Genomic DNA, 13,458 nt, shown 5'->3' with positions numbered 1-13,458 from the left:
GCAAGTTGGCCCCACTCCTTCCCATCCCGAACAGGACAGTGAAACAACTTCGCGCCGATGATAGTGCGGGTTCCCGTGTGAAAGTAGGTCATCGTCAGGCTCTTACAGCCCAGAAAACCCCCAACCTCACCAGGTTGGGGGTTTTTGCTTGGAGGGAAAAGAATCAGTCCTGATCGACCCGCCGACCATCGGCAAACACCAGCAGTTCGCCCTGGCTGAATGCCGTCCACGCTTCGTTCGTGGTGAGCGGGGCGGTGACGATGACGGCCACCCTGTCGCTGGGGCGGGTTTGCGTGGAGAAATCCAGACTCAGGTCTTCGTCGCTCAAATGGGCCGCGCCAAAGGGATGGCCGCGCTCGATGTAGTGCAGGTGGGTCGATGCATGCGCCCACAGCGCCTGGCCGTTGGACAGCAGAAAGTTGAAGGTGCCATGCGGGGCGATGCGGGCCGCGAGTTCCTTCAAGGTCAGGGTCAGTTCGTGAATGGGCGGAACGCTGGCGTGCGATTTGGCGAGTTCCTGCATGAGCCAGCAAAAGGCATGTTCGCTGTCCGTATCCCCCACGGGGAGGAAATGCGAATGCAGCCGGGGGCGGAACTCCTTCAGGTCGCCGTTGTGGGCAAATACCCAGTAGCGCCCCCACAACTCGCGCACGAAGGGGTGGCAGTTCTGCAGGCTGACGACGCCTTGCGTGGCCTTGCGAATGTGCGCGATGACGTTGCGGCTTTTGATCGGGTAGCGGCGGATCAGGTCCGCCACGGGCGAATCCACGGCTGCCGCATGGTCCACGAAGTGGCGCAAACCCTTGTCCTCAAAAAAAGCGATGCCCCACCCGTCGCTGTGGTGGTCGGTGCGACCGCCGCGCTGTGCGAAGCCGGTGAAGCTGAACGTAACGTCGGTGGGGACGTTGCAGTTCATGCCCAGCAACTGGCACATGGCGCGTGTCTCCTGCTCAAGAAGTGACCGGACCGCTCGCGGCGGAAGGGTCGGAAGGATCGGACGGACGCACGCGCAGTTGCCAGGCTGCCACCAGCGCCAGCATGCACAGCAGCGTGAGCATCAAAAAGGTTTCGCCAAAGGCCGCGATCCGCGCCGGGTTGCTGGCCCCGGCCGACAAGGCGACGCCGTGCGCGCCCAGCCGCCATTCGAGCACGATGCCGCACAGGCTGACCCCGGCTGCGCCGCCCAGCATGCGCAGAAAGCCGATGGTGCTGGAGCCTTGGGAGATCAGCCCCTTGGCCAGCGGTCGCATCGCCCCGAGGTTCAGCGATGGCAGGATGAAGCCCAGCCCGATGCGCCCCAGCACTGCCAGCGCCACCAGCGCCCACAGGCCCGTGCCCAGCCCGACGAACACCATGAGCCCGAAGGACAGCGCGAGCAGCGTCAGCCCGGTGCTGACGAGCAGGTGGGTGGGCTGCCGGTCGGCCAGGCGCCCCACCAGGGGAATGGTGATCGCCAGCACGATGCCCGCAGGCAGCATCAAGGTGCCGACGTGCGACGCGGACAGTGCCAGCCCCAGTTGCAGGAACACCGGCAGCAGGTAGGTGGAGCCGAACAGCGCCGTACCGTAGATGAAGGCCACGATGCAGCCCATGGTGAACTGCCGGTAGCCGAACAGCCGCAGGTCCATGAGCGGCTTTCGGCCCGTGTCCAGCAGGCGCCGCTGCCAGAACACGAACGCGGCCCAGGTCACGGCCGCGGCGATGAGCAGCACCGCCGCCGCGCCCGCCGTGCCCCCGTGCAGTTCGACCAGGCCGTTGAGCAGGCACAGCGTGCCCAGGGTACACAGCGCCAGCCCGCGCCAGTCCAGCCGCGCGCCCTCGTCGGCCTGGGCGCCGCCAGGCGCCGTCACGGGCACGTACTTGTAGGCCATCCACAGCGAGGCGAGGCAGAAGGGCACGACCATGTAGAAGATGGAGCGCCAGCCGAACCAGTCCACCAGCAGACCGCCGATGCTGGGGCCGACGGCGGGCGCCAGCACCACGCCCATGCCGAAGATGCCGCTGGCACGCCCCTGCTCATGCGGCTGAAAGGCGTAGAGGATGATCACGGCGGGAATGGGCTGCACCACGCCTGCCGCCAGCCCCTCGGCCACGCGGGCGGCCAGCACCAGGTTGAAATTGTCGGCCAGTCCGCCTGCCAGGCCGCCGGCCAACAGCAGCAGGATGGCGCCCACGTAGGTGGCGCGGTAGCCGTAGCGGGCCAGCACCCAGGGCGTGGTGAGCATGGCGATGGTGGTGGCCACCATGAAGCCCGAGGTCACCCACTGCGCGCGGCCCTGGCCCAGCGCGAAGTGGCGGCTGATGTCCGGGATCGCCACGTTGACGATGGTGGACGACATGATGGAAGCCATCGTCCCCACCATCACGGCGAAGAGCAGCAGCCAGCGGTAGCGCTCGCCGTAGCGGGCGATCAGCGCCGCTGGCGTGCCGGGCAGTGCAGGTGTGTCGTTGGCCACGTCAGCTGCGCTCGCTCCAGAGTTTGCCGCCCGTGGCCCAGTTCTCGCGCTTCACGTCGGTGATGAGGATGTCCACCGACTCGGGCGAGCCGCCCAGCACCTCGACGGTGACGCGGGTGATCTCTTCGACCAGCTTCTTCTTTTGCTCGATGGTGCGGCCTTCCATCATTTCGACGTGGTACGTGGGCATGGGGTGCTTTTTGAATGAGAAAGAAAGGCGAAATCATATAGGCGCGGCGCCGGGCGCGCTGCCCGGTGCGCGACCGCAGGCAGGGCAGACGCAGGCCGTGCCGCGCGCGGACGCCGGGATGGCCGCGAGCACTGGGGCCGGTATGCGGGCGGCCATGCACCAGCAGCTCTCGGCGGGGCGGCCCGCCACCATGGCGCACTGGTTGTGCTGGCCGCACAGCGGGCACCGTGCGGCGGGATGGGGCGTGGGGGTGTCGTCGGGCATGGGCGCCCGCCAGTTTACGCGCCGCAGCGCCCAGAAAAAAAGCACTCCGGGGAGTGCTTTTTATGGGTCAAATCGGCCTCTAGCGCTTATCCATCAAGCGCAAGCAGCTACTAAAACAATAGCATTCAGGCCGCTGCCTTGAGCTTGAGCCGCCAGGCATGCAAAAGCGGCTCGGTGTAGCCGCTGGGCTGCGCCAGCCCCTTGAACACCAGGTCGCACGCCGCCTGGTAGGCCATGCTCGTGTCAAAGTGGCCCGCCATGGGCTTGTACAGCGGGTCGCCCGCGTTCTGACCGTCCACCACCGCCGCCATGCGCTCGAAGGTCTCGCGCACCTGGGCTTCGGTCACCACGCCGTGGTGCAGCCAGTTGGCCATGTGCTGGCTGCTGATGCGCAGCGTGGCGCGGTCTTCCATCAGGCCCACGTTGTGGATGTCGGGCACCTTGGAGCAGCCCACGCCCTGGTCCACCCAGCGCACCACGTAGCCCAGAATGCCTTGCGCGTTGTTGTCCAGCTCCTGCTGCTTCTCGGCCTCGCTCCAGCTCGGGTTGCTGCTCACGGGCACGGTCAGCAGGCCGGTCAGCAGATTGTCGCGCTCGGCATTGGCGTCGATCTTTTCCAGTTCGATCTGGATGTCGCTCACGTTGACCTGGTGGTAGTGCAGCGCGTGCAGCGTGGCACCCGTGGGGCTGGGCACCCAGGCGGTGTTGGCGCCCGCCTTGGGGTGGGCGATTTTCTGCCTCAGCATCTCGGCCATCAGGTCGGGCATCGCCCACATGCCCTTGCCGATCTGCGCCTTGCCGCGCAGGCCGCACGACAGGCCCACCAGCACGTTGTTCTTCTCGTAGGACTGGATCCAGGCGCTGGTCTTCATGTCGCCCTTGCGGATCATGGGGCCTGCGTGCATGGCGGTGTGCATCTCGTCGCCCGTGCGGTCCAGAAAGCCCGTGTTGATGAAGGCCACGCGGCTGGCGGCGGCTGCAATGCACGCCTTCAGGTTGACGGACGTGCGGCGCTCCTCGTCCATGATGCCCAGCTTGACGGTGCTGTCCGGCAGGCCCAGCAGCTTCTCGACGCGGGCGAACAGCTCGGCGGCGAAGGCCACCTCGGCGGGGCCGTGCATCTTGGGCTTGACGATATAGACGCTGCCCTTGCGCGAGTTGCGGATACCGTCCTTGCCGTGGCCTTGCAGGTCGTGCAGGGCGATGGCGGTCGTCACCACCGCGTCCATGATGCCCTCGGGAATCTCGCGCACCTGGCCCTGGGCGTCCTTCCACAGGATGGCGGGGTTGGTCATCAAGTGGCCCACGTTGCGCAGGAACATGAGCGAGCGGCCATGCAGGCGCACCTCGCCTCCTTGCGGGCCGGTGTACACGCGGTCGGGGTTCAGCCCGCGCGTGAAGGTCTTGCCGCCCTTGCTGACCTGCTCCGTCAGCGTGGCCTGGATGATGCCCAGCCAGTTGCTGTAGCCCAGCACCTTGTCCTCGGCATCGACAGCGGCCACGGAGTCTTCCAGGTCCAGGATGGTGGACAGGGCCGCTTCCAGCACCAGGTCGCTCACGCCTGCCGCGTCGGACTGGCCGATGGGCGTGGAGCGGTCGATCTGGATGTCCAGGTGCAGCCCGTTGTGTTGCAGCAGCACGGACGAGGGCGCTGCCGCGTTGCCCTGGTAGCCCTTGAACTGCGCCGGGTCCTTCAGGCCCGTGCTGGAGCCATTCGCCAGCGCCACCACCAGTTGCCCGCCTTCCACGCGGTAGCTGGTCGAATCCTTGTGCGAGCCGCTGGCCAGCGGCGCCGTGTCGTCCAGCACCTGGCGCGCAAAGGCGATCACCTTCGCGCCGCGCACGGGGTTGTAGCCCTTGCCCTTCTCCGCGCCATCCGCCTCAGGGATGGCATCGGTGCCATACAGCGCGTCGTACAGCGAGCCCCAGCGCGCATTGGCCGCGTTCAGCGCATAGCGTGCATTCAAAATCGGCACCACCAGTTGCGGCCCCGCCTGCGTCGCCAGTTCGTCGTCCACATTGGCCGTTGTCGCCTTCACATCGGTGGGCTGGGGCACCAGGTAGCCGATGGTCTCCAGGAATTTGCGGTACGCCGCCATGTCCTTGATCGGGCCGGGGTGGGCCTTGTGCCAGGTGTCCAGCTCGGCCTGCAGGCGGTCGCGCTCGGCCAGCAGGGCGATGTTGCGCGGGGCCAGGTCGGACACGATGGCGTCGAAGCCCTTCCAGAACGCGCCGCTGTCGATGCCGGTGCCGGGCAGCACCTTGTCTTCGACGAAGCGGTACAGGAGAGAAGCCACTTGCAGGCCATGGATGGAGGTGCGGTCGGTCGTCGTCATGGTGGAAAAAGCGCGTTGGAAGGAAGGTTCGGCGACTGTATTGCAAATGTTTGCGCACATAAATACGCAGAAAATCTCTAAACCAGTGACTTTTAGGTAAAAATGAAGCACGCAGCCATTTGCTATTAAGTTAATAGCTGCTTGTGCTTTCTGGATAAGCGCTAGAGCCCTATTTCATTCCTAAACCGCCATGGACAAGCTCAAGGCTTTTGAATCCTTCGTGTCCGTCGCCACGCGCGGCAGCCTCACGGCGGCGGCCAAGGCCGAGGGCGTGGCGCCCGCCATCATGGGGCGGCGGCTCGATGCGCTCGAAGAACACCTGGGCGTCAAGCTGCTGGTGCGCACCACGCGGCGCATCAGCCTCACGCACGAAGGCAGCGCCTTCCTGGAAGACTGCCAGCGCCTGCTGTCCGACGTGGCCAACGCCGAGGCCAGCGTCTCGGCGGGCGGCGTCAAGGCCACGGGCCATTTGCGCATCACCGCGCCTGCGGGCTTTGGCCGCCGCCACGTGGCCCCGCTGGTGCCCAGCTTCCGCGCGCAGCACCCCGATGTCACCATCTCGCTCAACCTCAGCGACCGCGTGGTGGACCTGGCGGGCGAAGGCTTCGACTGCGCCGTGCGCGTGGGCGACCTGCCCGACTCGTCCCTCGTCAGCGTGCGCATTGCCGACAACCGGCGCCTGTGCGTCGCCACGCCCGAATACCTGGCCCGGCGCGGCACCCCGCGCGCGCCCGCCGAGCTGGTGCAGCACGACTGCCTGACGCTGTCCAGCGACGCATCGCAAACGCGCGGCTGGGCATTCAGAGTGCCGCTGGCGGACGGCTCGCTCGAAGTCACCCACCTCAAGCCCGGCGGCCCGCTGGACTGCTCCGACGGCCAGGTGCTGCACGACTGGTGCCTGGCGGGCCACGGCATCGCCTGGCGCAGCACCTGGGAGGTCGAGGCCGAAATCGCCGCAGGCCGCCTCGTGGCGGTGCTGGAGGACTTCGCCGCCCCGCCCAACGGCATCTACGCCGTCTTCCCCCAGCGCAAGCACCTGCCGCTGCGCGTGCGGCTGTGGATAGACCACCTCAGGCACCACTACGCGCAGCCAGCGTTCTGGCGGGGCCTAACCCCCTGAACACAAGGAGTACGCCCCATGACCACCGAAGCCCTGCTGGCCTACGCCCACATCCTGGCCATTTTGATGACCGTCACCTTCCTCGCCAGCGAGGCCGCGCTGTGCCGCAAGGAATGGATCAACCCCGCCGTGGTGGAGCGGCTGGCGCGGGTGGACCTGCTGTACGGCATCAGCGCGATGGCGCTGCTCGCCACGGGCCTGGCGCGCACCTGGTGGGGCATGAAGGGGGCGGGCTGGTATTGGTCGCAGCCGCTGCTGCACGTGAAGGTGACGCTGTTCGTGGTGATCGGGCTCATGTCCATTGGGCCGACGGTGCGTTTTCTGCGCTGGCGCAAGCAACTGCGCGCCACGGGGGCGCTGCCTTCGGACATCGATGTGCGCAACACGCGGCGGCTGGTGATGATCGAGGTACACCTGCTGGCGCTGATCCCGCTGCTGGCGGTGTTCCTGGCGCGGGGCGTGGGGACGAAATAAATAGGGGTTCAGGAAGCAAACATGTACAAATCAAATCATCCGCCTGATCGAATTCTGTGCGGGTAAAGAAATCACCGATGAGAGGTAACGGCGAACTGCGCACCCTGAGCGGCTTGTACGAAGCGACCATGCGCACAATAACAAAAACCGCCAGCATATTGGCTGGCGGCTTGGCCCTGGCCCTGGCCCTGGCCCTGGCCCTGGCCATGGGCCTTGCGCTGCCCGCACAGGCGCAGCCGACCGACGCCGCCGCGATTGAGCAGCAGCAACTCCAGCGCCAGCAGGAACGGGACAAAGCCCTGCGCGAGCGCATGGCGCCTCGCGCGGACGTGCTGCATCCCGAATCCAGGCCCACGGCTCCGCAGATTCCTGGCAACGAAACCCCTTGCTTCCCCCTGCGTGAAATCCAGCTCGTCGGCCCCAAGGCTGGCGAATTTCCCTGGCTGACGAACGCCGCAGACTTCGATCCAGGTCGCCAGCCTTGCATCGGCGCCAAGGGCGTGCAGGTCATGCTGGAGCGCATGCAGCAGGCCCTGCTGCAGAGAGGCTACGTCACCTCTCGCGTCATGGCCGTGCCCCAGAACCTCAACAAAGGGGTGCTGACCATCGCCCTGATTGCGGGCGTGCTGCGCGAAACGCGCTTCGTGGACGGCAGCACGGGCGGCACGTCACTCGCCACGGCGCTGCCGTCCAGGCCCGGGGAACTTCTGCAGTTGCGCGACATCGAGCAGGGCCTGGAGAACCTCCAGCGCGTGCCCAACGCCGTCGCCGACATCCAGATCGCTCCGGCCGACGGCGCCGGGGCCGAGCCGGGCCAGAGCGACCTGGTGGTCTCCTACCGCCGTGCCCCACCCCTGCGCGGCAATCTGGCGCTGGACAACGGCGGCACCCAGGCCACCGGCAAGACGCAGGCCACGGCCACCGTTTCCTGGGACAACCCGCTGGGCCTGAACGACCTCTTCTATTTCAGCTATGGCGGCGGCGTGGGCAACGGCGGCGGACGGGGCACTCGCAGCCATGCCGCGCATTACTCGGTGCCCATGGGCTACTGGCTCGTGGCGCTGACCGGCTCGCGCAACGAGTATCACCAGGGCGTTGCGGGCGCCTACCAGAGCTACACGTACAGCGGCACCTCCAGCAACGCAGACCTCAAGCTCAGCCGCGTGATCCAGCGCGACGCCTCGTCCAGGACCACGGTTGGCGTGCGACTCTTTCACCGCACTTCGAACAACTACATCGACGACACGGAGGTCGAAGTCCAGCGGCGGCGTACCTCGGGCTACGAGTTGAGCCTGTCACGGCGCGGGTATCTGCGCCAGGCGGTGCTGGATGCGAGCCTCGCCTTCAAACGCGGCACGGGCGCCTTCGGTGCGCTGCGCGCCCCCGAAGAGCCCTGGGGTGAAGGCACCTCGCGCATGAAACTCTTCATCGCGGACATCACGCTGGCGGGGCCTTTCGAGGTGGCGGGCACGCACCTCAAGTTCTCCAGCGCCTGGCACGGGCAGTGGAACAGGACACCGCTGACGCCCCAGGACCGCATCGGCATCGGCAGCCGCTACACCGTGCGCGGCTTCGACGGCGAGAGCACCCTGCTGGCCGAGCGCGGCTGGTACTGGCGCAACGAAATCGGCCTGCCCGTGGGCACCGGCGCCGAAGTCTTCATCGCACTGGACGGCGGCCGCGTCGGCGGCCCCTCTGTGCGCAGCCTGGCGGGCCGGTCCCTGGCTGGCACGGCCATCGGCATGCGTGGCGCCTGGCGCGCCCTAGCCTACGAAATCTCACTGTCCACCCCGATAAGGAAACCAGAACGCTTGCACACCTCCCGCGCCAACCTCGCCCTGAACCTTGCCTACAGCTTCTAAGCCGCCGCCATGAACAAGCATCTTCACCGCGTCATCTTCAACCCATCGCGCGGCATGCGCATGGTGGTGCAGGAGAGCGCCGCCAGCGCCGCCAAGGCCCGCGGCGGTAGCGCCGGAGAAACCACCCAGGCCAGCGCTGCCCTCATGCCCCTGGCGCTGGCTGCCGCACTGCTGCTCACCACCCAGGGCAGCTTCGCGCAGATCATTGCCAACCCCTCGGCGCCCAGCCAGCAGCGGCCCACGGTACTGAACTCCGCCAACGGCACGCCGACCATCAACATCCAGACCCCCTCGGCCTCCGGCGTCAGCCGCAACGCCTACCAGCAGTTCGACATCGGACAAAGAGGCGCCATCCTCAACAACAGCCGCAGTGACGCGACAACCCAGCTGGGCGGTTGGGTGCAAGGCAACCCCTGGCTTGCTGGCGGCAGCGCCAGGGTCATCGTCAACGAAGTCAACTCAGCCGCCCAATCCCGGCTGATGGGGCCGCTGGAAGTCGCGGGCCAGCGCGCGGACGTCGTCATCGCCAACCCCTCCGGCCTGATCGTCGATGGCCTGTCCCTCATCAATGCCGCAGGCGTGACGCTGACCACGGGCCATCCCCTGTATGGAGCCAATGGCAGCCTGAATGGGTTCAGCGTCCAGGCCGGCACGATCCACGTCCAGGGCAGCGGCATGGATGCCACGCAGGCAGACTACGCCAGCATCCTGGCCCGCGCCATCTCCGTCAACGCAGGACTGTGGGCGCAGGATCTGCGCATGGCCACCGGCGTCAACCAGACCGATGCCGCCGCCAGCATCCTGCAAAGCACTGCAGCACCCACCGGCGGCAAGCCACAGTTCGCGCTGGACGTCGCCCACCTGGGCGGCATGTACGCGGGCAAGATCTTCATCGTCGGCACCGAGGCCGGGCTCGGCGTCAGGAACGCCGGCACCGTCTCCGCCACCTCCGGCCCTCTGACGCTGACCGTGGACGGGCAATTGAGCAACTCCGGCGCCATCGCCGCCAACCATGCCGACGCCGACCTGCGCATCGCCGCCCAAGGCATGGACAACAGCGGGACACTCGGCAGCCAGCGCGACATCACCCTCCAAGATGGCGGCGTCGGCATCGCCAATGCAGGCACGATCCAGGCCGCCCGCCAACTGCTGGTGCAGTCCGGGCAGCTCGGCAACCAGGCCAGCGGCAGCATCACGGCCCAGCGGCTCGACATTGCCGCCACAGGCCTGAGCAATGCCGGCAGCATCACCCAGACGGGCCTGCAGAACCTGACCCTCCACAGCGCCACGCTCTCGAACGCCGACACGGCCGCCACGCTGGGCGCACCTCCAGCCACCACGGGCGCGAGCGGCACAAGCGCAGGCACCGGCACCAGCGGCAGCTCCGTATCGGGCAGCGGCGCAACGGCACCGCCATCCTCCGGCCAGGACGGAAGCGCCTTGCAGACCACACCCACCACTCCCGTGCTCCTGGCCGATGGCCGCATCCAGGTCACGGGCACCATCGCCAACGTCGGCCAGCTCATCGCCAATGGCGCCACGGACGTCTCCGTTTCCCAGGCATTGCGCAACAGCGGCACCGCCAACATCCGCCAACTGCACATCGAAGGAGCTCTGGACAACAGTGGAGGCACCTTGACCGCGCGGGACTTCTCCGGCACCCAGACCGCACTGCACAACCGCTCGGGCACGCTCGTCGTGCAGACCGACCTGCACCTGGCCGCCCAGGAACTCGACAACACGGCCGGCACCATCGGCAGCGCCCAGTCATTGGCGGTACACGTCCAGGGCGGCGCCATCAACCATGCAGGAACGCTGGCCGCTGGCAGGGAGCTGACGATCCAGGCGCAGTCCCTGGACAACACTCAGGGCGAGATCGCGCAAAACGGGCCAGGCCAGATGCAGATCGACGTATCCAGCGCCCTGCAGAACCAACAGGCCATCATCTCCAGCAGCGGCAGCGCGCGCATCCAGGTCGCTCGCCTGGACAACGGCTCCGGAACCATCTCCGCACTGCAGCAACTGGACATCACCGCCGCCCAAGGCATGGGCAACATGGCAGGCACCCTGCAGGCGGGCGCCGACCTGCACGTAGCCACCGTGCAAATCGACAACCGCACAGGGGCCATCATGGCCCACGGCGCCGCCTCGGTCACCAGCCTCGACCTGGACAACACCCAGGGGCGTATCGGTGCGAGCACGGTACACATCGACACCCAGGGTAGGCAGCTCACCAACACCGAGGGCCAGATCCTCGCCAGCAGCGGCGGCCTGCACCTGCAAGCCGGGGCGCTGGACAACCAGCGCGGTCGCATCGCAGCCCTGCACAGCGCCACGCTCGCCGCCAACGGCATCGGCAACGACGGGGGTCGCATCACCGCCGCAACCCTGCACATACGAAGCCAGGACGGCGCTGGCCACTGGAGCGCCGTCTCCAACCAGGGCGGCGCCATCCTGGCCGACCAGCGCCTGCAACTGGACAGCGCGGCGCTGAACAACGCTGCCGGGGCCATCCAGACCACGGCATCGGACAGCGAACTCCTGATCGACAGCCATGGCGGCGACATCACCAACCGGCAATCCGGCAGCGCAGGCGGCATCCTCTCCTCGGGCGCGCTGCAGATCGAAGCCCAGGGCGGGCGCATCGACAACGGCCAGGATGGCTACATCGGCGCCGCAGGCAGCGCGCAGCTCTCGGGCGGCACCATCGCCAACCAGGGCAGCATCGTGGGCGGCGGCAGCGTCGCCATCTCCGCCAGCCAGACCCTGACCAACCGGGGCCTGATAGACGGGCGCCACACGCGCATAGACGCGGGCGCCATCGACAACGTGGGCACCGGCCAGATCCACGGCGACCGCATCTCCATCCGCGCGGGCATCCTCGACAACCGCACAGAAAACGGCATCAGCGCCACCATCGCCTCGCGCGGCGACCTCGACATCGGCGCGGCCACCGTCAACAACCAGGGCGGCGCCACCCTGCTGAGCCTGGGGGACATGCGCCTGGGCGGCACGCTCGACGCCGACGGCAGCGCCACCGGGCAGGCGCAGGCCATCCACAACACCGGCTCGCGCATCGACGCGGCAGGCGGCATCACCCTGGCCGCCGCAGCGGTCAACAACACCAATGCGGGCATCGAAATCGCCCGGCAGGAGCTCGTCGCCATCCAGGCCGCGCAAACCCTCGTGCAACTGCCCGGTCAGCAACCGGAGAGCGCCAGCCAATACCGCGAGGTATGGGATGGGGTCTTCATCCCATACCTGTATGGCGACAGCGCCTGGAGCGCATCCAACGGCATGCCGGGCGGCGCCTCGGATGGACGCATCTTCAAACCCGCGCACCCCGACAAATTCCTCTCCACCCTGCCGCTGGCCTACCAGGAAACCACCCACTGCGACAACACCGACAGCGGCTCGGGATGCACCACCACCTACACATACGAGCCCGCCGGGTCCACGCGATTCGCGCAATACGGCATCGAAGTACCGCCCAACTACGACACCGCCACGCCAGCCCCCGAGACCTACGGAGCGCAGTGGACGCAAGCCCAGGCAAGCTACTACTGGCCCGCAGGCTCCGACAAGGCAGCCTACGACGCGGCAGTGAAGACCCAGCAAGACTCCATCGCCGCCGCCAAACAGCTCAACCAGGCCATCCTGGCCGTCATCCAGCAAAACAACCGCATCGAAGCCAGCTCCCGCGAATACACCCTCATCGAAGGCGTCACCGAAACCATCCACAGGGACCGGCTGATCTCCTCTCTGCCCGGGCAGATCACGGCAGGCGCCAGCATCGTCGTCGCCGGGGCGCTGAACAACATCGACTCGACCGTCATCGCCGGCGGGAGCATCCAGGCCGGGCAACTGAACAACCGATCGACCGCCACCGGCGTCGAGACCAGGACAACCACCGGCACCGCCACCCACTACTGGTGGGAACACCACGGCGGGTTCAGCGACAGCCAGGAGAGAAACGCATCCGCCCCCCAGGCATTCAACAGCGCGCAGAGCACCACCTTCGATCTGCCCACTGTCGTCTTCCTGCAAAACCAGGCGGGCGCGGGCACCGGCGGCGGCAACCCGGGCAGCGGCGGCGCCCAGGGCCCGCTCAAGCCCGCGCAAAGTACGGGCACCATCGCCACGGCCACCCAGCAGCCCGTCGCCACCACTTCCGGCGAGCAGCTGTACGCGCGCACCGCCGCCACCGGCGCAGCGCTGCCCGCCAGCAGCCTGTACGTCGTCAACGCCCACAACGCCCACCGCCCCCTGGTAGAAACCGATCCGCGCTTTGCCGACCACCGCCAATGGATCAGCAGCGACTACATGCTCAATGCCCTGGGCCTCGATCCGGCCCTGCAGCAAAAACGCCTGGGCGACGGCTTCTACGAACAGCAGCTCGTCCAGCAGCAGATCGGCCAGCTCACGGGCCGCCGCTTCCTGGGCGACTACACCAGCAACGACGCGCAATATGCGGCCCTGCTGCAATCGGGCGTCACCTTCGCCCAGGCGCACGGCCTGCGCCCGGGCGTAGCCCTGTCAGCCGCCCAGCTCGCCCAGCTCGCCCAGCTCACCAGCGACCTGGTCTGGCTGGTCGAGCAAACCGTCACCCTGCCCGACGGCTCGCAGCAAGCCGTGCTCGTGCCCCAGGTTTACGTGGTCGCCCGGCCCGGCGATCTGAGCCCCAGCGGCGCGCTGATCAGCGGCGAGACGGTCTCCATCCAGAGCGAGGGCAGCGCCTACAACAGCGGCACCATCG

General features: G+C 67.4%; 9 protein-coding genes and 1 rRNA gene. 5 read left to right on the top strand and 5 right to left on the bottom strand.

Features of this window, described 5'->3' with window-relative positions; all coding sequences use genetic code 11:
* Window positions 1-100: ribosomal RNA gene (gene rrf, locus QM569_RS06240) — 5S ribosomal RNA — on the top strand; the annotation flags it as partial.
* A gap of 63 nt (window positions 101-163) precedes the next feature.
* Here the strand turns inward: rrf and QM569_RS06235 are convergent.
* The 5 genes from QM569_RS06235 to QM569_RS06215 form a co-directional block, all read right to left on the bottom strand.
* On the bottom strand, window positions 164-934 hold the full coding sequence (locus QM569_RS06235) for a class II glutamine amidotransferase (RefSeq protein ID WP_414986361.1): 771 nt from the start codon (window positions 932-934) through the stop codon (window positions 164-166).
* Between the two features lie 16 nt (window positions 935-950).
* Entirely contained in the window at window positions 951-2,456 is a 1,506-nt protein-coding gene (locus QM569_RS06230; protein WP_414986360.1) for a DHA2 family efflux MFS transporter permease subunit, read from the bottom strand.
* Window position 2,457: 1 nt separating this feature from the next.
* Window positions 2,458-2,646, bottom strand: coding sequence for a 4-oxalocrotonate tautomerase (locus QM569_RS06225; RefSeq protein ID WP_414986359.1), 189 nt, complete (start codon window positions 2,644-2,646; stop codon window positions 2,458-2,460).
* A gap of 33 nt (window positions 2,647-2,679) precedes the next feature.
* Window positions 2,680-2,910 (bottom strand): cysteine-rich CWC family protein, encoded by a 231-nt coding sequence (locus tag QM569_RS06220; protein ID WP_414986358.1) that lies wholly within the window; start codon window positions 2,908-2,910, stop codon window positions 2,680-2,682.
* A 125-nt stretch (window positions 2,911-3,035) separates the two neighbouring features.
* Window positions 3,036-5,246: a malate synthase G gene (locus QM569_RS06215; protein ID WP_414986357.1), complete on the bottom strand. Its 2,211-nt coding sequence runs from the start codon at window positions 5,244-5,246 to the stop codon at window positions 3,036-3,038.
* Between the two features lie 190 nt (window positions 5,247-5,436).
* Between QM569_RS06215 and QM569_RS06210 the strand changes: the two genes are divergently transcribed.
* The 4 genes from QM569_RS06210 to QM569_RS06195 all read left to right on the top strand — a co-directional run.
* Window positions 5,437-6,366, top strand: a complete 930-nt coding sequence (locus QM569_RS06210; protein WP_414986356.1) for a LysR family transcriptional regulator — start codon at window positions 5,437-5,439, stop codon at window positions 6,364-6,366.
* A gap of 18 nt (window positions 6,367-6,384) precedes the next feature.
* Entirely contained in the window at window positions 6,385-6,840 is a 456-nt protein-coding gene (locus QM569_RS06205; RefSeq protein WP_414986355.1) for a DUF2214 family protein, read from the top strand.
* A gap of 77 nt (window positions 6,841-6,917) precedes the next feature.
* Complete coding sequence (locus QM569_RS06200) at window positions 6,918-8,702, top strand: ShlB/FhaC/HecB family hemolysin secretion/activation protein (RefSeq protein ID WP_414986354.1); 1,785 nt, start codon at window positions 6,918-6,920, stop codon at window positions 8,700-8,702.
* Between the two features lie 9 nt (window positions 8,703-8,711).
* Window positions 8,712-13,458 (top strand): filamentous hemagglutinin N-terminal domain-containing protein (locus QM569_RS06195; protein ID WP_414986353.1); only part of this gene is annotated, 4,747 nt, incomplete at its 3' end.

Origin of the sequence: Acidovorax sp. (assembly GCF_047607405.1) — a bacterium.
Classification (GTDB): Bacteria; Pseudomonadota; Gammaproteobacteria; order Burkholderiales; family Burkholderiaceae_C; genus Acidovorax.
Note: the sequence above shows the minus strand (reverse complement) of the source record. Positions and strands in the feature narration are given on the sequence as shown.

Bases quoted from the DNA above. Each gene is read 5' to 3' on its own strand.
- QM569_RS06215 (WP_414986357.1), bottom strand. From the start codon at position 5,246: ATGACGACGACCGACCGCACCTCCATCCATGGCCTGCAAGTGGCTTCT.
- QM569_RS06200 (WP_414986354.1), top strand. From the start codon at position 6,918: ATGAGAGGTAACGGCGAACTGCGCACCCTGAGCGGCTTGTACGAAGCG.
- QM569_RS06205 (WP_414986355.1), top strand. From the start codon at position 6,385: ATGACCACCGAAGCCCTGCTGGCCTACGCCCACATCCTGGCCATTTTG.
- QM569_RS06235 (WP_414986361.1), bottom strand. From the start codon at position 934: ATGTGCCAGTTGCTGGGCATGAACTGCAACGTCCCCACCGACGTTACG.
- QM569_RS06225 (WP_414986359.1), bottom strand. From the start codon at position 2,646: ATGCCCACGTACCACGTCGAAATGATGGAAGGCCGCACCATCGAGCAA.
- QM569_RS06220 (WP_414986358.1), bottom strand. From the start codon at position 2,910: ATGCCCGACGACACCCCCACGCCCCATCCCGCCGCACGGTGCCCGCTG.
- QM569_RS06210 (WP_414986356.1), top strand. From the start codon at position 5,437: ATGGACAAGCTCAAGGCTTTTGAATCCTTCGTGTCCGTCGCCACGCGC.